The 21,110-nt window shown below is 71.3% G+C and carries 19 protein-coding genes and 1 pseudogene; 10 read left to right on the plus strand and 10 right to left on the minus strand.

The genetic code is table 11. From position 1 onward, the window contains the following. Nucleotides 1–1,248 carry a homoserine O-acetyltransferase MetX gene (gene metX / locus ACQBAT_RS13300; RefSeq protein WP_420747337.1) on the plus strand — a complete coding sequence of 416 codons (1,248 nt, stop codon included), beginning with the start codon at nucleotides 1–3 and terminating at the stop codon, nucleotides 1,246–1,248. A gap of 199 nt (nucleotides 1,249–1,447) precedes the next feature. On the opposite strand, the gene ACQBAT_RS13305 is transcribed toward metX, so the two are convergent. Then, entirely contained in the window at nucleotides 1,448–2,617 is a 1,170-nt protein-coding gene (locus tag ACQBAT_RS13305) for a hypothetical protein (RefSeq protein WP_427197703.1), read from the minus strand. Between the two features lie 181 nt (nucleotides 2,618–2,798). Here ACQBAT_RS13305 and ACQBAT_RS13310 point away from each other — a divergent pair, with 181 nt between their 5' ends. Both ACQBAT_RS13310 and ACQBAT_RS13315 read left to right on the plus strand, forming a co-directional pair. Then, a complete protein-coding gene (locus tag ACQBAT_RS13310; protein ID WP_420747339.1) occupies nucleotides 2,799–3,299 on the plus strand; it encodes an NfeD family protein in 501 nt (166 codons plus the stop codon). Nucleotides 3,300–3,356: 57 nt separating this feature from the next. After that, nucleotides 3,357–4,709 (plus strand): SPFH domain-containing protein, encoded by a 1,353-nt coding sequence (locus ACQBAT_RS13315; RefSeq protein ID WP_420747340.1) that lies wholly within the window; start codon nucleotides 3,357–3,359, stop codon nucleotides 4,707–4,709. Between the two features lie 63 nt (nucleotides 4,710–4,772). Here ACQBAT_RS13315 and ACQBAT_RS13320 read toward each other — a convergent pair. Continuing rightward, nucleotides 4,773–6,076, minus strand: a pseudogene (locus tag ACQBAT_RS13320) (flavin-containing monooxygenase). A gap of 129 nt (nucleotides 6,077–6,205) precedes the next feature. Between ACQBAT_RS13320 and ACQBAT_RS13325 the strand changes: the two are divergent. Further along, a complete protein-coding gene (locus ACQBAT_RS13325) occupies nucleotides 6,206–7,441 on the plus strand; it encodes an amidohydrolase family protein (protein ID WP_420747341.1) in 1,236 nt (411 codons plus the stop codon). Between the two features lie 46 nt (nucleotides 7,442–7,487). Continuing rightward, nucleotides 7,488–8,900: a hypothetical protein gene (locus ACQBAT_RS13330; RefSeq protein ID WP_420747342.1), complete on the plus strand. Its 1,413-nt coding sequence runs from the start codon at nucleotides 7,488–7,490 to the stop codon at nucleotides 8,898–8,900. Nucleotides 8,901–9,024: 124 nt separating this feature from the next. Here ACQBAT_RS13330 and ACQBAT_RS13335 read toward each other — a convergent pair whose 3' ends face one another. Genes ACQBAT_RS13335 through ACQBAT_RS13345 form a run of 3 tightly spaced genes read right to left on the minus strand, consistent with a single transcriptional unit; the run spans nucleotide 9,025 to nucleotide 11,829 of the window. Continuing rightward, the gene (locus ACQBAT_RS13335) at nucleotides 9,025–9,822 is read right to left on the minus strand and encodes an aspartate/glutamate racemase family protein (RefSeq protein WP_420747343.1); all 798 of its coding nucleotides are present in this window, start codon (nucleotides 9,820–9,822) and stop codon (nucleotides 9,025–9,027) included. Next, nucleotides 9,819–11,099 (minus strand): carboxylate--amine ligase, encoded by a 1,281-nt coding sequence (locus tag ACQBAT_RS13340; RefSeq protein WP_420747344.1) that lies wholly within the window; start codon nucleotides 11,097–11,099, stop codon nucleotides 9,819–9,821. Before ACQBAT_RS13340 ends, ACQBAT_RS13335 begins: the two co-directional genes overlap by 4 nt. 13 nt (nucleotides 11,100–11,112) lie before the next feature. Next, on the minus strand, nucleotides 11,113–11,829 hold the full coding sequence (locus ACQBAT_RS13345) for an IMPACT family protein (protein ID WP_420747345.1): 717 nt from the start codon (nucleotides 11,827–11,829) through the stop codon (nucleotides 11,113–11,115). Nucleotides 11,830–11,913: 84 nt separating this feature from the next. On the opposite strand from ACQBAT_RS13345, the gene ACQBAT_RS13350 reads away from it, so the two are divergent. The 3 genes from ACQBAT_RS13350 (at nucleotide 11,914) to ACQBAT_RS13360 (ending at nucleotide 13,520) form a co-directional block, all read left to right on the plus strand. Next, complete coding sequence (locus ACQBAT_RS13350; protein WP_420747346.1) at nucleotides 11,914–12,579, plus strand: copper resistance CopC family protein; 666 nt, start codon at nucleotides 11,914–11,916, stop codon at nucleotides 12,577–12,579. 161 nt (nucleotides 12,580–12,740) lie between these two features. Beyond that, nucleotides 12,741–12,989 (plus strand): DUF3073 domain-containing protein, encoded by a 249-nt coding sequence (locus tag ACQBAT_RS13355; RefSeq protein WP_420747347.1) that lies wholly within the window; start codon nucleotides 12,741–12,743, stop codon nucleotides 12,987–12,989. Between the two features lie 9 nt (nucleotides 12,990–12,998). Beyond that, complete coding sequence (locus ACQBAT_RS13360; RefSeq protein ID WP_420747348.1) at nucleotides 12,999–13,520, plus strand: hypothetical protein; 522 nt, start codon at nucleotides 12,999–13,001, stop codon at nucleotides 13,518–13,520. A 121-nt stretch (nucleotides 13,521–13,641) separates the two neighbouring features. Here the strand turns inward: ACQBAT_RS13360 and purM are convergent, their stop codons facing one another. Next, complete coding sequence (purM, locus tag ACQBAT_RS13365; protein ID WP_420747349.1) at nucleotides 13,642–14,751, minus strand: phosphoribosylformylglycinamidine cyclo-ligase; 1,110 nt, start codon at nucleotides 14,749–14,751, stop codon at nucleotides 13,642–13,644. Between the two features lie 91 nt (nucleotides 14,752–14,842). On the opposite strand from purM, the gene ACQBAT_RS13370 reads away from it, so the two are divergent. Further along, the gene (locus ACQBAT_RS13370) at nucleotides 14,843–16,147 is read left to right on the plus strand and encodes a hypothetical protein (protein WP_420747350.1); all 1,305 of its coding nucleotides are present in this window, start codon (nucleotides 14,843–14,845) and stop codon (nucleotides 16,145–16,147) included. Nucleotides 16,148–16,261: 114 nt separating this feature from the next. Here ACQBAT_RS13370 and purF read toward each other — a convergent pair whose 3' ends face one another. The 3 genes from purF to ACQBAT_RS13385 all read right to left on the minus strand — a co-directional run bounded on the left by purF (nucleotide 16,262) and on the right by ACQBAT_RS13385 (nucleotide 19,800). Continuing rightward, nucleotides 16,262–17,806: an amidophosphoribosyltransferase gene (gene purF / locus ACQBAT_RS13375; protein WP_420747351.1), complete on the minus strand. Its 1,545-nt coding sequence runs from the start codon at nucleotides 17,804–17,806 to the stop codon at nucleotides 16,262–16,264. Nucleotides 17,807–18,154: 348 nt separating this feature from the next. Beyond that, entirely contained in the window at nucleotides 18,155–18,457 is a 303-nt protein-coding gene (locus ACQBAT_RS13380; protein ID WP_420747352.1) for a hypothetical protein, read from the minus strand. 11 nt (nucleotides 18,458–18,468) lie between these two features. After that, nucleotides 18,469–19,800, minus strand: coding sequence for an MFS transporter (locus tag ACQBAT_RS13385; protein ID WP_420747353.1), 1,332 nt, complete (start codon nucleotides 19,798–19,800; stop codon nucleotides 18,469–18,471). A gap of 69 nt (nucleotides 19,801–19,869) precedes the next feature. Between ACQBAT_RS13385 and ACQBAT_RS13390 the strand changes: the two genes are divergently transcribed. Next, on the plus strand, nucleotides 19,870–20,526 hold the full coding sequence (locus ACQBAT_RS13390; protein WP_420747354.1) for a winged helix-turn-helix domain-containing protein: 657 nt from the start codon (nucleotides 19,870–19,872) through the stop codon (nucleotides 20,524–20,526). A 96-nt stretch (nucleotides 20,527–20,622) separates the two neighbouring features. On the opposite strand, the gene ACQBAT_RS13395 is transcribed toward ACQBAT_RS13390, so the two are convergent. Further along, nucleotides 20,623–21,087 carry a sterol carrier family protein gene (locus ACQBAT_RS13395; RefSeq protein WP_420747355.1) on the minus strand — a complete coding sequence of 155 codons (465 nt, stop codon included), beginning with the start codon at nucleotides 21,085–21,087 and terminating at the stop codon, nucleotides 20,623–20,625. Nucleotides 21,088–21,110 lie beyond the last annotated feature (23 nt).

Below are 21,110 nucleotides of genomic sequence, written 5' to 3' on the forward strand. Positions count from 1 at the left end.
ATGACCGCCCAGCCTGCCTGTCCCCCGCCCTCGCGCCGCCGCGTCCTGGGCGTCGGAGACCTGCCGCTCGACTCGGGCGAGCAGCTCGAGGGCGTCCGGGTCAGCTATCAGACCTGGGGTCGCCTCAACGCGGCCAAGGACAATGCCGTGCTGGTCCTGCACGCGCTCACCGGCGACAGCCATGTCGTCGGTGAGCGCGGGCCGGACCACCCGACCGCGGGCTGGTGGCCGGGGCTGATCGGTCCGGGCTGCCCCCTCGACACCGACGAGCTCTTCGTCATTGCACCCTCCGTGCTCGGCGGCTGCCGGGGCACCACCGGCCCCTCGTCTCCGGCTCCCGACGGTCGTCCCTACGGCTCGTCCTTCCCCAGCATCACCATCCGTGACCAGGTCCGGGCCGAGGCCCTCCTCGCGGACGCTCTCGGGATCCGCACCTTCGCCCTCGTGGTGGGTGGCTCCGTGGGTGGTATGCGGTCGCTGGAGTGGGCGGTCAGCTATCCCGGGCGGGTAAAGAGGTGCGTCGTGCTCGCCTCGGGTGCGGCGGCGACCGCGGACCAGATCGCGTGGTCGGTCCCGCAGCAGCACGCGATCCGGCTGGACCCTCAGTTCCACGGCGGCGACTACTACCCTGGCCCGGGACCGCGGCAGGGGCTGGCGCTGGCCCGGCAGATCGCGCACGCGACCTACCGGTGTGCCGATGAGTTGGCGCTGCGCTTCGGCCGCGACGCCCAGGAGGGTGAGGACCCGCTGCGCGGTGGCCGGTATGCCGTGCAGTCCTATCTGGAGCACCACGGCGCCAAATTGGTCCGCCGGTTCGACGCCAACTCCTATCTCGCGCTGACCGAGGCGATGAACAGCCACGACGTGGGCCGAGGCCGCGGCGGAGTCCCGGCCGCGCTGCGCCGGATCACTGCCGAGCTCACCGTCGGCGTGGTGTCCTCGGATCGGCTCTTCACCCCTGCCGACGGCGCGCTCATCGCCACGGCACCGGCCTGCCGCGAGCTCGCGGTGATCGACTCGCCCTACGGCCACGACGCCTTCCTGATCGAGACCGAGCAGGTCTTCGGGATCATCGAACGCGCCCTCGCCAGCTCCCCGGTCCCCATCGCCCACCGCCCCCACCGCCCCGGCACCAGCACCCTTCGCGCGCCCGGCCTGGGCCCGAGCGGGGGCCAGTCAGCGGCTCCGATCCGTCCCGCCGGCGAGCGCCACCTGGTCGCTGTCTCCCCCACCGCCGCGGCGTACTAGCGCGCGTTCCCCACAGCGCTGCTCCACCACGCCTTCACCCTGAGCTCGCCGTGGCCACCCCTGGCGTGTCCTGCACTGTTCCGATCTGGTGTTGCGTGTCGGGTGCTATAGCGCGCGACACGCAACACCACATCTGCACTGTGCACGACACGCCGAGGCCAGATGGGACGGCAGTCCGTTCCGCGCGCCCCCGGCAGGCTCAGAGGCCGGTGGGCTCGGCCAGCCAGTCGACCTCGGCACACACGCCGTGCGGCACCAGCCCAGCGAGGGCCACGGTCGCGGCCGCTGTCGTGTTCACCACCCGGTAGTCGAAGGTGGCGACCGGCTGCGCGCCGCGGGTGTCCACGGCATACCCGGACTCGGGGCCGGACGGGGAGAGCCCGAAAGCATCGCTCCAGCCGACCGACTCGGTGGTCGGCCATCCCTCAGCGAGCGCGACGCGCGTGGCAGCGTCCGCGGCGACCTCGGCCTCGTCCGTGCCCTCCGGATAGACGACGGTCACGGTGGCGGTGCGGCCGGTGAAGGCCATCGACCACGCCTTCGGGTCGAGCAGGTCCTCCATGCCGTCGCCGGCGCCGTCGACCACACTCTCCTGGTCCTCAACGGTCGCGTCCACGCCCAGCGCTGAGGGCCACGGCAGGCAGCCAGGCACGACCAGCTCGGACTCGGCGCCCTCGCCCACCGCCGCGACGACCGCCTGGTCACCGCCGAGGGAGTCGCCATTGCTCACCCCGCGCAGCAGCACGCGCGCCTCACGCATGAGCTCGGCGCCTTCCAACCCGGGCACCTCGTCCTGGACCGCGCGCCGCAGTCCGGCCAGGTCGAGGTCATCCCGCATCCGCAGGGCGACGCCGGCTGCCTGCTGGTCCGGCACGCTCCAGCGCACCTCCCACCGCACGTCGTCCTGGGTGACGTCATAGCGCAGCGACAGCTGGCTGTTCTCCTCGCGGAGCAGTCCGTCGGTCAGCAGCACCGTGCTGCCGGGCACTGCACGCCAGAACTCGCTGAGGTCGGTCTGCAGGCTGTCGCTGGTCAGGTCCTCGGCGTCCAGCCGAGCCTTGATCCGGCCCCAGTCGGTGATGGTCAGGTATGCCGTGTCCTTGGGCGCCAGCGCCAGCGCCGCGGCCGCAGCACCCGGGTCGGGCGCCGCTCCGGGGGTGGCGGTCTGGGTCGGGGCGGGCACGGTAGCGGGGGCTGCCGAGCCGTCGGCACCGGCGGCGTCCTGGTCCTGCCCACCCGCAGCGCCCTCAGCGTCCTCGCCGGTCGTCGCGGCAGGCGCCGGGACTGCGGCCGTCGTCGCCTCGGTCGTCGAGGCGCCGCCACCGGTCTGCACCTGGGTGCTGAGGTCCGCCGGATCGGGTCGGTTCACGGTCTGCGTGCTGCATGAGGTCAGCACCAGACAGGCCGTAGCCAGGGAGAGCACGGGACGCTTCACGCGGGACAGTCTCCCCCATCCGGGTGAGTGCTGGCGACATCTGGGGCGGAACCGGACGGGCGAGTGATACGTCCACCACGTAGGATCGGACCAGCATCAGGGGAAGGAGACCCGCATGCCCGAGTGGCTCAGAGACAGCCCGCAGTGGCTCTGGTGGATCGGTGCAGCCCTGGCGTTCGGCATCGTCGAGATGAACACCCTGGACCTGATCTTCCTGATGTTGGCCCTGGGAGCGCTCGTCGCTGCCGTCGTGGCCGGGGTCGGGTTGCCCCTCGTGGTGCAGGTCCTGCTCTTCGCGGTCTCCGCCGGACTGTTCGTCTTCGCCCTGCGCCCGGTCGCCCTGAAGTACTGGCGGCTGGAGGGGCGTGGGGCCAAGCTCGGCATCGAGGGTCACGTCGGCCAGACGGCCACCGTGGTCACCGAGGTCACCGACCGCAGCGGCCTGATCAAATTACGAGGCGAAGACTGGACGGCGCGCGCCGAGCTCGAGGGTGCGCACTACGCCCCCGGCGATCTCGTCAGCGTCGTGCGGATCGACGGTGCGACCGCCGTGGTGACCACGGCGCCGCCGGAGGACAAGCCTTTCGACGAGCACCCGCCGCTCGACCAGCCCTGAGCGCACAACACTGACCCCTGACCATCTGACGCTCACATCAACCAAGGAGAGAACGTCATGCCAGACCCCGTCACACTCGTCGTCTGGGCGGTCGTCATCCTGGTGGCGCTTTTCGTCATCAGCGCGATCGCCAAGGCGATCCGGATCGTCCCCCAGGCCACCAGCGTCATCGTGGAGCGCCTCGGTAAGTACGACCGGACCCTCGACGCCGGCCTGCACTTCCTGGTGCCTTTCATCGACCGGCCGCGCTCGGTGGTCGACCTGCGTGAGCAGGTCGTCAGTTTCCCGCCGCAGCCGGTGATCACCAGCGACAACCTGGTGGTCTCGATCGACACCGTCATCTACTTCCAGCCGACCGACCCCAAGGCGGCGACCTATGAGATCGCCAACTACATCCAGGGCATCGAGCAGCTGACCGTCACCACGCTGCGCAACGTCATCGGCTCGCTCGACCTCGAGCAGACGCTGACCAGCCGCGACATGATCAACGGCCAGCTGCGTGGCGTCCTCGACGAGGCGACCGGCCGCTGGGGCATCCGGGTCAACCGCGTCGAGCTGAAGGCGATCGACCCGCCCGCCTCCGTGCAGGACTCGATGGAGAAGCAGATGCGCGCCGAGCGCGACCGTCGTGCGGCCATCCTGAACGCCGAGGGTGTCAAGCAGAGCCAGATTCTCACCGCCGAGGGTGAGAAGCAGGCCCAGATCCTGCGGGCCGAAGGTACGGCCCAGTCCGCGATCCTGGAGTCCCAGGGTGAGGCCCGCGCGATCCTGCAGGTCTTCGACGCCATCCACAAGGGCAACCCGAACTCCAAGCTGCTGGCCTACCAGTACCTCCAGATGCTGCCGGAGATCGCCAAGGGCGAGTCCAACAAGATGTGGGTCGTCCCGACCGAGCTCACCGCGGCCCTGTCCGGCATCGGCAAGGCCTTGGGCACCGGCGGTGGCGGCGGCGGCTACGAGTCCGCCTCGACCGCCGAGCTGGACGGCCCGTCCTCCAGCGTCAGTTCCGAGGTCGGCGACCAGGTCGACTTCGACATGGACGCCCCCACCCTGGAGGACCCGCGCGAGGCGCTGCGCCGGGCGCGGGAGGAGGCCGAGGGCGCGACGCGCGACGCCGAGACCTCGACCAAGAACCGCTCCAAGGAGGACGCCGACAAGGCGATCGCCGCGGCCGCCGAGAAGGCCAAGGCAGCCCACCAGGACCCTGAGAACGCCGGTCAGCAGGCTGGCGGCGCCCCCGGGCTGGAGACCCTGCCCCAGGCCGACCACGGCATCCCGGACCTGCCGCAGCAGGGCGAGGCGGCGCCCGAGGAGGAGCCGGCCCAGCAGCCCTCCCACCAGGGCGAGCTCGGCCGCACCTGGGAGCGCGACGAGCCGCACGACTGGCAGCAGCCGCGCAATCAGGGCTGATCTGCACTCGTCAGCACAGACCGGCGCCCCGTCTCCCCCTGGGAGGCGGGGCGCCGCCCGTGTTCAGCGTGCCTTCACCCGCGACCACTGCCGCGCCCGGCGCCGCCCGCGCTGCCTCTCGCGCCCGAGGTCCCACAGGTAGTGGTCGAAGTCGACCTGCATGGTGTGCCGGGGGCCGCCGTAGAAGCGCTTCTTGTTGCGCTCGTCATCGGCCAGCAGCTCCCGCCGGACCACCTCGCGTGCGGGCGGTAGGTAGTCGCCGGTCAGCCACTGCGCGATCCACCGCCCCTGCGCCTCGGCGACCGGCATCACCGCCCCGACGGGCTGCAGCAGCCCGATGAAGAACAGGCCTGGCAGGTCGGGATGGACCACCCGCTTCCACAGCGGCAGGTCGTTGTCCGGTGCGCTCACCAGCGCCTCATCCAGGAAGGGAAAGGTCACCCGGTAGCCCGTCGCCCACACGATCAGGTCGGCGGCCGCCGAAGTGCCGTCGACGAACTCCACGCGGTCCCCAGCCAACCGCGCGATCCCCGGCCGGGGCGTCAGCGCACCGGAGGCCAGCACCGACCGGATCGTCTCGGACTGCACCGGGTGCGAGGTGTCCGGCGGATGCTCCGGGTGCGGCAGCCCGAACCTCCGCAAACTCCCCACGCGACGCGCGCCGAGCTGCAACTTCGCGCGCGTCAGCAGCCACGGCGCCCACCCGGGGAAGGCCACCTCGTCGGAGGGGCGACCCAGAGCAAACTTGGGCAGCACCCATTGCCCGCGCCGCTGGGAGATCGTCGCCGTCCTCGCCACCCGCGCCGCCTCGGTGGCGATGTCCATCGCCGAGTTCCCTGCCCCGACCACCACCACATCCCGCCCGGCCAGCTGGTCGGCACCGCGGTAGTCGTGCGCGTGCAGCTGCTCGCCGGCGAACTCCCCCGGGTAGGGCGGATCCGGCCAGTGCGCGTCCCAGTGGTGTCCGTTGGCGACCAGCACCGCGGCATACCGGCGGGTCCGCGCACCCTCGGGTCCTCGCGTGTCCACCTCCCACCCGCCGTCGACCGGCCGCACATCGGTCACCTCGGTGCCGAAGGTGATCCGGTCACCGAATCCGAAGTGCTCGACGTAGGCCTCGAGTAGGCCGCGACCTGGTCGTGTCGCGCGTAGGCCGGGTAGTCCGCCGGCATCGGGAAGTCGGAGAAGGCCATCCGCCGGCAGGAGGTGTTGATCTCCAACGTGTCGTAGCAGGCGGAGATGCCATTCGGGTTGTTCAGCACCCAGTTGCCGCCGACCACCGGCCCCCGCTCGACGCAGTCGACGGGCACCCCCGCCTCCGCGAGCGCCTTGGTCGCCGCCAGCCCGCTCGACCCCGCCCCGATCACGCAGGCGCGGTAGCGACTGGTTCACCGGCAGCGGCGCCGTCACCGCGGGAGCGCGGTCCCGCTGGCGCACCAGATAGGCCATGGCGGCATCGTGCCAGACCCCACCCCCAGGTCCGTATGGTGCAACCCATGTGGATCCGCGACGTGCGCCCCTGGGGCGCTGACCTGGCCGATGTCCGTCTCGAGGGCGAGACCATCGCCGAGGTGAGCGCGCCGCGGTCGGGGGACACGGCATACCGGGACAGGGGCGGGGCCCAGCAGACCGACCAGGGTGAGGTGGCGGGGCGGGGTCGGCTGCTGCTGCCCGCCCTGGCCGACGTGCACGTGCACCTGGACTCGACCCGACTCGGGCTGCCCTTCCGGCCGCACACGGGCGCACCGGGGGTCTGGGCGATGATGCTCAACGACCGGTCGAACTGGCGCGACGCCGAGGTGGGGATCGTCGAGCGGGTCACCCACACGCTCGGGCTGCTGATCGCGCACGGGGTGACGCGGGTGCGCAGCTTCGCCCAGGTGGACGTGGACGCTGGGCTGGAGCGTTTCGAGGCGGTGCTCGCCGCGCGCGAGGCCCACCGCGAGCGCGCGGAGGTGCAGGTCATCGCCTTCCCCCAGGCCGGCCTGCTCCGCGAGGAGGGCTCGGCCAAGGTGCTCGAGGACGCGGTCCGCGCGGGCGCCGACGTGGTCGGCGGCATCGACCCGTGCACCCTCGACCGCGACCCGGTTCGCCACCTCGACATCGTCTTCGGGCTCGCCGAGAAGTACGGGAAGCCAGTCGATGTCCACCTGCACGAGCCCGGCGACCTGGGGCGGTTCTCGGCTGACCTGATCATCGAGCGGACCGAGGCGCTGGGGATGCAGGGGCAGGTGGTGATCTCGCACGGGTACGGGCTGTGGACCGGGAGCGAGAGCCAGACGCGGGCGCTGGTGGAGCGCTTCGCAGCGGCGGACATCGCGACCGCGACGATCGCGCCCGGCCAGGGGCAGAACCTGCCGCTGGAGCTGATGGCGCAGCACGGCGTACGGGTCGGGCTGGGGCAGGACGGTCAGCGGGACTATTGGTCGCCCTATGGCAATGGCGACCTGCTCGACCGCACCTGGCAGCTGGCGTTCGCGCACGGCTTGCGCCGTGATGAGCTGATCGAGCACTGCCTGGCGATCGCCAGCCGTGGCGGGGCCTCGATCATGGACGGTGGCCTGCCGCGGGTAGCCGGCGTGGAGGACCGGCCCGGGCTGGCCGTGGGTGATCGGGCTGACCTGCTGCTCGTCGCCGGTGACACCCCGGTCGCGGCGGTGATGGATCGCCTGCCCGACCGCACCGTGCTGCACCGCGGCCGACTCGTCGCCGACCAGCTCGCCCTGGTGTGATGACGCTCGTCGGTGTTGTCGGTGGGCTCGCCTACGCTTGTTTCGCATGAGCAGGGGTGCCCGCACGATCGACCGGTATGCCGTGCGCCTCGCCGCGGTCGTGGCGAGCGCGGCGTTGGTCCTGTCTGGCTGTGACGCTGTGAGTGGGTCGGGGGGTGGCTCCACCTCAGGCGCCGGGACGGTGACCGCTGGGGCGGACGGCGAGGCGGACCGCGCCGCTGGCCACGCCACGAGCAGCCCGCAGGGGTCGGACGCCTACCCCGAGGAGCTCTCCGACGAGCAGGTGCTCGAGGTCGTCGCCGCGATGGACGCGGCCTTGGCCAGCGGGGACGAAGAGGCCTTCCTGGCGCACGTCTCCCCTGAGCTGCAGGAGGAGCAGCGCGCGTGGTTCCACGCGGTGCGCAATGTCCCGATGGAGGTGCGGCAGCTGCGCGCCGACCGAGTGGTCTCGCGGCGCAGCCCGACCGGCACCGTGCTGCACGTCGGCCTGCGCCACCAGATCACCGGGGCCGACCCGGCGCCGGTGCTGGAGCAGTATCGCTGGTCGCTGGCGCCCGACGAGGACACCATCGCGGTGCTCACCGAGACCCGTGGCCGCTCCGGCGATCTCTTCGGCTATCCCCAGCTCTGGGACATCGGGCCTGTCGCGGTGCTGGAGGGTGACGGGGTGGTGGTCATCGCTGCCGAGCACGAGCGGGCCCTGGCCGAGGACCTGCTGCCCTCGATGGAGGCTGCGGCCGAGCAGATCCTGAACGACTTCACCTTTCTCGCCGAGAAGCGGGATCAGTTGGCTGTCCAGCTGATGGCTCGGGAGGACCTCACCGCGGCGCTGGGCGGGGACGCCGACCTCGGGCTGCTGTCGCTGCGTACCTCACCCCAGGAGATCCCGGCCGATCGGGCCGACCTGCGCGCCCGCACCGACGCCCTGGAGCACCGCCTGATCATCGATGTCGACTCGGCGCGGGACACCTTGGAGCAAGGCCTGACGTCCGGGGGTCTGTGGGAGCTGCGGGTCGTGGGCGCGCTGTCGGCCGTGGTCGGCGATCACGAGGACCGGGTCCCGGCCGCGTGGGTGGTCGACGGCATCCCGGACTGGTATGGCGTCGCGGAGGACCCGATCGCCCGTGACGACTTCGTGCTGTACCTGGCTGAGGAGTTCGAGTCCGGGCCGCCTGAGGAGCTGCCCTCGGTGCGCTGGCAGTGGGACGCCGACCCCGAGCAGCTCTGGGTGCAGTCCACCTGGTTCGCCTGCTATCTCGACGATGTGCACGGCCGCGAGACGCTTCTCTCCCTGGTCGACCAGCTCGCCCGGGTCGATGCCCGCTACGACCGCCGCAGCCCGGAGCAGATCTTCACCCAGACCCTCGGCGCCAGCGAGGACGAGGTGCTCACCGACTGGCAGGAGTGGACCCAGGAGCAGGTCGAGCTGCTCACCCAGGGTTCGGTCGAGGGACGCTGAGCTAAGCTCGGCGCGTGCACGCCGACGTGCGCATCCGCCGGTATGCCGACCCTCACCTGCGCACATCCCCTCACCGCCCGCGATGCGCACGTCCGGACGAACGCGGGACGGTGCTGGAGGAAGGTCAGCTTTCGGCGAGCACCCGGGTGACCAGGGCCGCCTGCGCGTCCACGACGTGCTCGGGCAAGGGGTGACCGTCGATGATCGCCTGGTCGTAGAGGACGGACAGTTCGGTGCAGCCCAGCAGCACGGTGCCGGACCCGCCGCGCATCTCCTCGACGAACTCCGCGAACTCCTCGCGCGGCACCGGCACCCCGGCCTTGACGTGGTCGTAGATGATCGCCATCACCCGCCGCTGCTGCTCGGGGTCAGGCACCCGCACCTCCGCCCCCAGGTCGGTGAGCGCGTCCTGGTAGAGCCTGCTGGACAGTGTGCCGTCGGTCGCGAGCACGGTCACTGGAGTGCCGTGGCTTCCGGACGCCCGCGCGACGTCGACCGCGGCCTGGGCACCCACCCGGATCAGGCTGAGCAGGGGCAGCGGCAGCGCGTCCTCGTCAAGGAAGGCGTGCGCGGTGTTGCACAGGATCACCGCGCGGTCCGCACCGAGGCGGGCCAGCAGCTCCAGGTCCCCGATCAGGTATGGCGTGGGGTCGGGCCTGCTCGCATCGTGCAGCCGGGCGGTCCGGTCGGGGGTGGTGCTGTGGTTGAGGATGACGGTGTCCAGGTGGTCCTGGTCCCGCGCGGCGGGGGTGGCCCGCTCCAGCGCATCGAGGAAGGCGACGGTCGCCGCGGGACCCATGCCCCCGAGCACACCCAGCACCGGACGACGCCAGGTGTCCGGGAGGAGGCGAGCGGGCGGCATACGGGACGCGGACCGTGCGTCGTCGGGCCCGGGACCGCCGGTCACGTCGTCACCGGTCATGTGGTCACCGGCCGGCGGTAGTGCGTGGCGAAGTCCTGCACGAAGGCGACGTCATTCTTGAGCTGGGCGATCCGGCGGTGACGGCCGCGGTCGGGGGCGTAGACATAGGGGCGCACGATCCGGCCCTCGCGCTTGATCCGACGCAGCCGCTCGCGGGTCGCCGGGTCGGTGACATAGCGCCGCAGCATCCGATAGGGCACGAGGGTGTAGAGCCAGTCGTCGAGCTCGTGGCCGGTGGTGACGTCCTCGTAGGGGTCACGACCCTCGACGTACTCGCGCACGTAGGGAGTCACGATCGGGTGGCGGGCCGCGGTGAGATAGGCGTGCGAGCGGCCGAGGCGGGGGTTGAGCTCGAAGAAGTACTCGCGGCCGTCGCGCGGGTCGACCTTGATGTCGAAATTGGCCCAGCCGGTCCAGCCGACGTGCTCGAGGAGGCGGCGGGCGTCCTCGAGCGCGGTCTGGCTGTGCCCGTGGATGATCGCCAGCGGGTTGCCGATCCAGGCCGGGTCGTGGTCCTCCAGCAGCACGTGGCCCATCCGACCCCAGCGCACGGCGCCGGAACGGTCGCTGTAGGTGGTGAGCACGCGCATCTGCTCATCTCCCCCGGGAATGCGCTCCTGGACGATGAGGCCCTCGGTGTAGCCGGCGTCGATCATCACGCGACGCTGGGCGAGGAGTTCCTGCAGGTCTGCGGGGTAGCCGACCTTGACCTTGCCCTCGAAGAAGAGCGCGTGCAGTGCGGGCGGATCGGCCGCCTTGGTCACCAGGGGCCAGCGCAGGTCCCCGAGCTGCTCCTCCACCTCGGCGTCGGTGAGGTCGGCGGACAGAACCACGGTGGTCGGGTGGGCGACCCCGGCCTCGGCGCAGGCCTGGGCGAAGCGCTCCTTGTTGTTCATCGACTCGATGAGCGAGAGTTCGGGATAGGGCACCGCGAAACGCTCGTCGAGGCGGGGCGCGAGCTGGGCGAGCTTGTCGATCCAGTAGTCCATCATCCCCAGGACCAGGATCTTCGCGCCCGGGTTGCGGTCGGCGATCTGGTGCAGGGTGGCGATGACTTCGTCCTCATCGTCCTTGCCGGGGCGCTGCAGGTTCTCCACGATGGTCGAGCCCTTGACCGCGCTGGGCAGGCCGCGGGTGACCGAGATCGTGCGGGCGCCGAGCTCCTCGTGGAAGGCCCGGGCGAGGGTGTAGGTGGGCAGGTCGCCACCCAGGACCACCGGGACGAACGGGGTCGTGGACGCGTGCGCGATCGAGCGCGCTGCGGAGCCGGTGGACATGCCGCGCAAAATATCAGCCGTCGCTGCCGGAAGCCTGAACGCCAGGCCCGCCGGACTGGCCGTGGACGGCGCCCGCGGAGCGGGAGACCGGGGCGTCGAGCCACCCCTCGGACTCGGTCCCGGTGAGCAATTCCACCCCCGCAGCGCCGCCGGTGAGTTCGGCGAGCAGGTCAGGCAAGGCCGTGTCCTCCTCGACCGGCACCTGCAGGCGCAGGACCACCTGCTGAGCAAAGGACGTACCGGCGATGCCGACACCGCGGGCGCGCAGGTCATGTTCGAGGCGCCCGGCGATGTCGTGCCCGGCCCGCACGTCGATCTCGCGGACCCGGACCCTGTGCAGCGGGCTGGCCTGCTCGAGCGCGGCGCGGACGGCGCCCCCATAGGCGCGGACCAAGCCGCCGCTGCCGAGCAGGGTGCCGCCGAACCAGCGGGTGACCACCGCTACGACATCGGTCAGACCGGCGTGGGTGAGGGCCTCGAGCATGGGCGTGCCCGCGGTGCCGGCGGGCTCGCCGTCGTCATTGCTGCGCCGGGTCGAGCCGACGGGATCTAGGACGAAGGCGGAGCAGTGGTGGCGGGCGTCCCAGTGGGTGGCGCGAGCCTCCTCGACCACGGCGCGGGCGGCCTCCTCGTCCTCGACACGGCGCAGCCAGCACTCGAAGACCGAGCGCTTCTCCTCGATAGAGGCGACGACCGGCTGGGCGATCGTGCGGTAGCTGGTGGGAAGCATGGTCCTGGCAGTATCTCCGACCAGCCGGGGACCATCTCCCTGGCCCGGCGGAAAGGGCGGGATCAGGCTACCTACACTGGCCAGATGAGCCGGCTTCTGCGGGCCCTGCTCCTGGGGCTGATCACCACTGTGTTCCTGCTGCCCGGCCAGGTCGCCAGCGCGCACGATGTGCTGCTGGACTCCGACCCTGCCGAGGGGGCGAGCCTGGACGAGGCACCCACGACGCTGACGCTGACCTTCAGCGGTCAGATCACCGATCTGGGGGCGCAGATCTCGCTCACCGGTGGGTCCGGGGCGGGTTCCCTCGTCGCCGGTCCGCCCCGGGTGGAGGGCACCCGGTTGGTGCAGGACCTGGCAGAGATGGGGCCGGGTGACTACGAGGTGCTGTGGCGGGTGACGAGCGAGGACGGGCACCCCATTTCGGGGTCGTTCTCCTTCGAGGTGACCGAGGAGGCGGCTCCGGCGGCCGGGGCCTCACCGGAGGCGACCGGGGAGGCGACGGACGACACGACCGACGCGGCACAGGAGACCGACACCACCGACGCGGCGGCGCCGATCGCCACCGACGCGACGGACAGCGCTCAGCAGACCACGGCCCCGGCCACCGACGATCACGCCGGGCACGACGCGGACCACGCCGGCCACGACGCCGGGAACGGCGTCCCGGGGTGGGCGTGGGTCGTGGTGGGTGCCGCGGTCCTCGCGCTCATCGCCCTCCTCGCGCGGACGGTGCTGCGCGCACGCGGCTGAGCACACGGCATACCTCCTCGTCCGCGGGTCCGATGCGGGAGGTGAGCCGCATCTCATGTAGCCTGTGCCCCACGAACGCACACATCCCCCGGTGCGGCTCCGCGACCTGAGACATCAGCCAGCGATGCCGTCCGGACGACTCGATACAAGGGGGTCACGCCATGGGGCGCGGCCGAGCCAAGGCAAAGCAGATCAAGGTTGCCCGGAAGCTGAAGTACAACTCCGGGCCGTCCACGGACCTGAGCGCGTTGGAGCGAGAGCTCCACGGCGCCTCCGGCAGCGAGAGCTATGACAGCCACTCGTCGGAGGAGGAGTCCGAGGAGGACGATGACCCCTACGCCGCATACGCGGACGATGATGACGAGGGCGAGGACGACTACGGATCCTGGGCCGCCGGCGATCAGCGCTGACCCTCATCCATGACGAGGAATCGCGCCGAAGCCGCCTGGACCCACCCCGAGGCCAAGGTCAAGGGAAAAGTCCGTCGTAACAAGGCCTGGGTGCTCATCGGGATGGTCGCGGTGCTCACGGTCGTCATCGTGCTCGCGTGGGCACGCCTGATGAACTTCCAGGACGTGACCTACGAGGTCCGCGAGTGCACCCAGCCGCTGGACCGCGACTCCACCTGGGAGCAGGTCGAGGCCGCCAACTGCCAGACCCTGCCCACCGAGGGCAAGCGACTGACGCTGTGGGCCGGCGGTGACCAGCAGGACGCCGACACGGTCGATGACACCACCTGGACCTTCGAGAGCGTGCCGCTGAACACGGTGCTGACCGCCATGGAGATCCGGTTGACCGATTCGGCGAGCACCGTGGTGCTGGCCGAGCCGGAGAACGAAGTCATCCGGCGAGCCCTGTCCGGCGACGCCTCCGGCACCCGCTGGAGCGCCAACGTCGGCAGCCGCGGCCCCAGCACCTATTGGGTCCTCGTCACCCCCTGACCCACCGGACGCGCGCGGGGACGCCGATCAGGCCCACCGGACGCGCGCGGTGACGCCGATCAGGCCCACCGGACGCGCGCGGTGACGCGGATCAGACCCACCGGACGCGCGCGGTGACGCCTCAGAGCCGGTAGTCGCCGACCAGTTGCACCATGCCGCCGTCGACGCCCTTGGCACCCTGCACGACAGGCGCCTCAGAGAGCGAGGCCGTCATCGGGTCACCGACCGACCCGATCGGCCAGGCATCGATCCCCTGGGCAGCCAGCAACTCGACCGCGCGGCCAGCCTGCTCGGCTGCGACCATCGCCACGAAGCCGACCCCCATGTTGAGCGTCTGCTCCAGGTCCTCGAGCGGCACCTGCCCGAGCTCCTGGACGAGCTGGAAGATCGCCGGCGGCGTCCAGCACCGCTCGACCGTCGCCAACGTCTTCGCCGGCAGCACCCGCGCCAGGTTGGCCGCGAGGCCGCCACCAGTCACGTGCGAGAGCGCGTGCACGCTACCGTCGAGCTGCTCGATCAGGTTCAGCAGCGGTCGGGTGTAGATCCGCGTCGGTTCCAGGCACTCCTCCCCCAGGGTCCGGCCCAGCTCGGGCACCTCGCGCGACCAGTCCCAGCCGGCCGCGGCGACAACCCGCCGCACCAGCGAGTACCCATTGGAGTGCAGCCCGGAGGAGGCCAGCGCCAGCACCACGTCACCGTTCTCCACCAGGTGCGGGCCCAGGACCGCGTCGTGCTCGACGACCCCGGTCGCGGCGCCGGCCACGTCATACTCATCCGGGTCCAGCAGCCCCGGGTGCTCGGCGGTCTCGCCCCCGACCAGCGCCACCCCAGCCAGCTCGCACCCTCGCGCGATGCCGGACACGATCGCCGCGATCCGCTCCGGGACGACCTTGCCGCACGCGATGTAGTCGGTCATGAACAGCGGCTCCGCACCGCTGACCACGATGTCGTCGACGACCATCCCGACCAGATCCTGGCCGATGGTGTCATGCACGTCCATCGCCTGCGCGATCGCGACCTTGGTCCCCACCCCGTCGGTCGAGGTCGCCAGGACCGGCCGCCGCATCCCTTTCAGCGCGGACGCGTCGAACATCCCGGCGAACCCGCCCAGCCCCCCGAGCACCTCGGGCCGGGTCGCCGCTCGCACCGACTCCTTCATCAGCTCCACGGCCCGGTCGCCCGCGTGCACGTCGACGCCGGCGCTGGCGTAGGTGATCGGCTGGTCGCTCATGGGTTCCCCTCGGTGAGTGGTGACGGACGGCTCAAGGGTATGCCGTGGGTCGGGGACACAACCATTCGCCCGGCTGCAGCGTCAGAAGGTCATGAACACACCGCTCCGGGGCGCCGCCGCCACCTGCATCGCCACTCTTCTATTGCTGACCGGGTGCGGCGACCGGCAGCCCGAGACGCCCGGTGCGGACAACGCGTCCGGCACAACGGGGGACACCACCGACCAGGCTCCGATCACTGCCGGCACCTCCTTCGAGTGCGACTCGACCGAGACCATCACCATCGATCACCCCTCGCTCGAGGGCGTGGGCGAGCCCACTCCGGAGGCCGCGGTCGAGGTGACGAGCGCCGACCAGGATCTGCCGGTAGGCAGCGATGAGCTGGAGCTCTTCGGCGAGGACACGGCCCGGCTCCTCCGCACGGATCCCGACGGGTGGCTGGTCGCCATGCTCGACCTGGAGCGCACCACGGAGAGCCGCTGGGTGGTCACCGACGTGGAACGCTGCCCGACACCACGCGCCTCCGCCGTGGATCCCGAGCCAACCATCCGCCCCGTGGCGCAGGAGGACGAGGCCCAGCCCGCGGCATACCGGATTGTGTATGCCGTCACTCACCTCCCCGCACGCGGTGCCCCTGCGAACGGCCCGATCGAGGACCTCCTGACCCTGGAGGGTGGGAAGTTCACGGTTTCCTCGTTCGTCCTGACCGTCAACGCGTGGCAGGAGCGCTCCTGGCGGGACAGCGAGGGCGACACTCTGGAGGTCATCGGTGCCGCGGCGGACGGCCCGTGGAGCGTGTGGGGACAGGACGCGTGCGGCACGGTCGGGGTGGGTCGTGTCGACCTCACCGATGGGCAGTGGCAGCTCGACGTGGCGACGATCGAGCGCGAGGACTGGACGTGTGAGGAGCCCTTCGCCAGTCCGCTCGGGCTGATGACGGGGAGCCTGATGGAGCAGCTGGGCGGCGACGACTGGTACGCAGCCGATCCGGCCACCGTGTCCTGGGAGGACGGGTCCTTGGTCGTGGACGGCATCGTCGACGCGCGAGTGCTGGGCACGTCGGCGCCGGGCTCGGACTCCTCGACCGAACCGACGAACGCCCCCGACCCGGCGCAGGCAGCCCCGACCTTCGACTGCGACCCGGTCGAGAGCGTGAGCATCGATCATCTCCACGAGGAGGGTGCCGGGGCCGACAGCCCGGAAGCGGCCGTCGCCGAGCTGAGTGAGCAGGAGGGGGTCGCGCCGGGCAATGACGAGCAGAGCTCCGGCCCGCCGTCCGACCTGAAGGTCACGCGCACGGACGATGACGGGCGGCTGGTGGCGGTCTTCCTGCTCGACCAGACCGAGGAGGGCCGCTGGCTGGTGTCCGGGCTGGACCGCTGCGCGTCCGGTGGCTGACTTTCGGAGCACCACGCGCGTCCGGTGGCTGATTTTCAGAGCAGGACGCGCGTCCGGTGGCTGATTTTCAGAGCACCACGCACGTCCGGTCGTGGAGAAGGGTGGGGCGGCGGGTCAGTTCAGTGACGGGCTGGCCACGTCCAGGGTGCCGACGTCGGTGACGTCTGCGCCATCCGCGGTGACCGGGAACTGCAGCTCGAGCACGTCCTTGCCGAGCTTGGTCTCATCGGGCAGTTCGATCGGGTAGCTGCCGCTGAAGCAGGCCGTGCACAGGCTCGACCGCTCCTGCGCGGTCGCCTCGATCATCCCGTCCTGCGAGATGTAGCCCAACGAGTCCGCACCGATCGAGGCGCGGATGTCCTCGATCTCCAGGCCGGTCGCGATCAGCTCGGCCCGGGTCGCGAAGTCGATCCCGTAGAAGCAGGGCCAGCGCACCGGCGGGCTGGAGATCCGCACGTGCACCTCGGCCGCCCCCGCCTCGCGCAGCATCCGCACCAACGCCCGCTGGGTGTTGCCGCGCACGATCGAATCGTCCACCACGACGAGCCGCTTGCCCTTGATCACATCGCGCAGCGGGTTGAGCTTGAGCCGAATCCCGAGCTGCCGGATCGTCTGCGAGGGCGCGATGAACGTGCGCCCGACGTAGGCGTTCTTCACCAGCCCGTGCCCGAACGGGATCCCGGACGCCTCGGCATACCCGATCGCGGCCGGGGTCCCCGACTCCGGCGTCGGCATCACCATGTCGGCCTCGACCGGGTGCTCGCGCGCGAGCTGACGACCCATCTCGACCCGGCTGTCGTAGACCTCCTGACCGGCGATGGTGGTGTCCGGTCGCGCCAGGTAGACCCATTCGAAGACGCACCGCTTGGGCGCTGGCTCGGCGAAGCGCTGCGAGCGCAACCCGTCTTCGTCGATCGCGATCAGCTCACCGGGCTCGATCTCGCGCACCACCGAGGCGCCCACGATGTCCAGCGCGGCGGTCTCCGAGGCGACCACCCACCCCCGCTCGAGCCGACCCAGGACCAGGGGACGCACGCCCTGGGGGTCGCGGGCGGCATACAGGGTGGACTCGTCGCAGAAGACCAGGCTGAACGCGCCGCGCAGTTGCGGAAGCACCTGCAGCGCAGCGGATTCCAGCGGGAGGTCCTCATCCGCGGTGAGCAGTCCGGTGACGATCGCGGTATCGGTGGTGTTGCCTCGACCGACCTCGCCGCGGGAGGCGGACAGGTTGCCGCCGAGTGTCTCGGCGAGTAGATCGCGCAGCTCGGCGGTGTTGATCAGGTTGCCGTTGTGGGTCAGCGCGACGGTGCGGTCGGCGGTGCCGCCAAGGGTCGGCTGGGCGTTCTCCCAGCTGTTGCGCCCCGTAGTCGAGTAGCGGCAGTGCCCGACCGCCAGGTGGCCGCGCAGCGAGGCGAGCGCGGACTCGTCGAAGACCTGGCTGACCAGCCCGACGTCCTTGTAGACGACCAGCCGCTGACCGTCGCTGGTCGCGATGCCGGCAGCCTCCTGGCCGCGGTGCTGGAGCGCATACAGCCCGAAATAGGTGAGCTTGGCGACCTCCTCACCGGGCGCCCAGACCCCGAAGACGCCACAGGCGTCCTGGGGCAGTCGCTCGCCGGGCAGGAGGTCGTGCGAGAGCCGTCCGTCGGGTCGTGCCACGCGCCCGATCATCCCACAGCTCACGCCCCCGCCCGTATGCCGCTTCCCCGGGTGAGTGGGCTCACTCCGGTAGGGCGCCTCCCAGGTGCGCGGACCAGCTCCCGTATGCCGCTTTCCCGGGTGCGCGGGCCACTCACCCGGGTGAGTCGGGGCTGCTCCACGCTCCCGCTCGACCGCGTGCAGTCCTCTCCCGGCCACTGAAACGTGCACAACGAAGCATCAGCGCTGCTGACCTGGGGTTTTACCCACAGCTGCTGCGTTGTGCACGTCTGAAAACCCGGATCGGACGTAGCCCGGACGACACTCAGGGCCCGCTCGCAGCCCGTGGGCGCCAGGCCGGGTGGCGGCCTAGACCTCGCGGGTGCTGCGGCGGTCGACGACCAGATAGACCACGGAGGCCAGGAAGGCACCGAGCAGACCGCCGATGATGCCGAGCAGGATGATCTGCTGGAGCAGCGAGCTGGTGGGGACCTCGGGGCCCACGTAGGAGATGACCGCGCCGATCAGGAAGCCGAGGATGGCACCTGTCGCCAGGAAGCGGACCATGTCGGGGCGGCGGCGGACCGGCAGCGGGCCCTGTGGCCCCTGCACCTCTGTGGCGGGGGGCTCCTCATCGGTGTGCTGGGTGCTGCGCGAGTCCTGATCTGCCATGCCATCCAGTATCACCCGGCCACCTGTGCGCTCTTCCCAGCAGGCCCGGCGCCCGACTCAGGCTGCTGCGACTCGGCGGCCCGCTCCTCAGGCTCCAGCTCGTGCTCGTCCACGAGCCGCTGGGGCACCTGCACCGCCACCAGCGCGGTGGCGAGCAGCATGATCACGACCACCCCGCACAGCACTGCTTCGATCCCGAAGCGCTCGGCCGCCTGCCCGGCCACGACCGCCCCGATCGGCATCGTCCCGTAGCCCACCACCCGCGCCGCTCCCCCGACCTTGCCGAGCACGTGCTCGGGCACCATCCGCGGACGGATCGAGCCGCTGATGACGTTTCCGACGACGCCTAGCGGCGCAACCAGGAAGAGGAAGAGCGCGAACCCCAGCGCACCGGGCCACAGCAGGGGCACCACGTTGAGCACGGCGTTGACGCCCCAGCAGACCACCAGCACCCGCATCTCGGTGAAGCGCGCGAGCACCCTCCCAGCGAGCCAGCTGCCGATCACGGCACCGACCGGCATCGCGACCAGGACCAGCGAATAGGTCCGCTCGCTCAGGCCGCCGGCCGAGCCCGGCCCGACCAGCCAGAGCACGATCACCGCCGCGAACCCGGCCGAGGCGAAGTTCCACATCCCGCCACCGATCAGCATCGGCCGCAATACCGGATGCCGCCAGAGAATCACCATCCCCTCCGAGACCCGGCCCAGCGCGGTGGTGACCTCCGTTTGCTCGGGGCGGGTGGCGACATACCGGCCTCCGAGCCCGACGAGGAGGGTGACGGCGGCGCCGATCACCAGCGCACCCGGGACCCCGAGCGCCCAGGCCGCCCCTGCTGCCACGAGCACGCCGGCGAGCGGTGGTCCGATGAAGCCACCCGCGATCTGCTCGACCGCGAGCAACCGCGCGTTGGCCCGCTGCAGCGTCGATGCGCGCCGACCGACCAGCGCCGGCACCTGCGCCTGCGCGGCGAGATCCGTGAAGACCTCGGTGATGCCGTAGGTGAGGGCGAGCCCCACCAGCCACCAGATCGTGAGCTGACCGGTGAGCGCGAGGACCGCGGCCGCCCCGAGGAGGAGGGCGCGGATCGAGAGCGCCACCACCATCGTGCGCCGACGGTCCCAGCGGTCCACGAGCACACCCGCGGGCAGCCCGAGCACCAGCCACGGCACCCAGACCGCCGCGGTGAGCAAGCCGATCAGCGCTGGCGAGCGGGTCAAGGAGATCGCGATGAGAGGCACCGCGGTGGCGACCAGGCCATCCGCGAGGTTCGCCAGCCCGACCGCGCTGAGGTGCGCGCCGAATCGGCGACCCAACGGCGGGGGCGTGGCGTGGGGTGCCGGCATCTCGATCTCCTCTAGGCTTGGTGCAGAAAGAACTATGCAAAGATTTCTCTGCAAAGGTACCTCTGCATCATGACTGACCGCAACCCGCACTCCCCCGACCCCGCGCGCCCGCACCGCGCCCGGCCCGCGACCGACCAGCAGATGAAGGCCTTCGCCCATCCGCTGCGGATGCGCCTCTACCAGCTCCTGGGCGACCTCGGCCAGGCCACGGCGAGCGTCCTGGCCCGCGAGACCGGCGAGAGCAGCGGGCAGACGAGCTATCACCTGCGGCAGCTGGAGAAGTACGGATTCGTCGAAGAAGTCGCGGGCGAGGGCACCGCCCGCGAGCGCTGGTGGCGGACGCTGAGCTTCTCCTACGACCGGCCGCAGGACCCGGGCGACCCCACCTCGCGCACGGTCGGCCGGTGGCTGGTCGACAACCGGACGCAGACGCTGGACGCGATCGTCGAGGGCTGGGCGCAGGAGCCGCAGCCCTGGCGCGAGGCCAGCACGATGACGAGCAGCACCACCTGGATGACCCGCGACGAGCTCTCCGCGCTCACCGAGGAGCTGCTCGAGGTGGTGGACCGGCATACCTCGGCGGTCGATGCGGCGCGCAAGGCCGAGAGCCGGACGGCCGACCCGCACGGCCGGGTCCGCGACGGCGAGCGCCGGGTGCGGATCTTCATCGACAGCCTTCCGCTGCCGACCACCCCGCGGGATGAACCTGGGGACGTCTCAGCTTGAGCGCCTGATCAGCGGCGCACGGCGACGATTGCCCTCGGCCGGTCGCGAGGTAGTGGCGTGGGGCCGTGCCGTGGGAGCTGTCGCCTGAGCGAGGGCTCAGTCGCCACGCAGGGGCAGGTATGGCGTGAGGTCGGCCCGGATCCCCGAGCTGCGGACCGCGCCGCTCGCCTCGGCCTGCTCCCAGGTCAGCTCGCCCGTCGCCAGGCGCAGCCAGGTCTGCGGGTCGGTCTCGACCACATTGGTCGGCGTGCCACGGGTGTGGCGGGGGCCCTCGATGCACTGGACCGCGCCGTAGGGCGGGATCCGGACCTCGACCGAGCGGCCGGGAGCGACGACGGCGAGCTCTTCCAAGGTGTAGCGCACGGCCGTCGCCACCTCCTGCCGCGACGGCTCCGGAGCACCGGCACCAGAGTCTGCTGACCCTGCCGAGGCACCTCCCCCCTCGGCACGACCACCTGGGGGTGAGCCGCCAGGCTCCCCCGACCCCACGCCCGCCCATGCCCGCCACCCGGCGAGCGCCTGCTCACCGGCGGCGGGATCGATGCGGCGACGGGGCGGCATACGGGACGGGGCAGGAGGTCGGG

Source organism: Ornithinimicrobium pulveris (assembly GCF_050261105.1).
In the GTDB taxonomy this organism is placed as follows: domain Bacteria; phylum Actinomycetota; class Actinomycetes; order Actinomycetales; family Dermatophilaceae; genus Ornithinicoccus.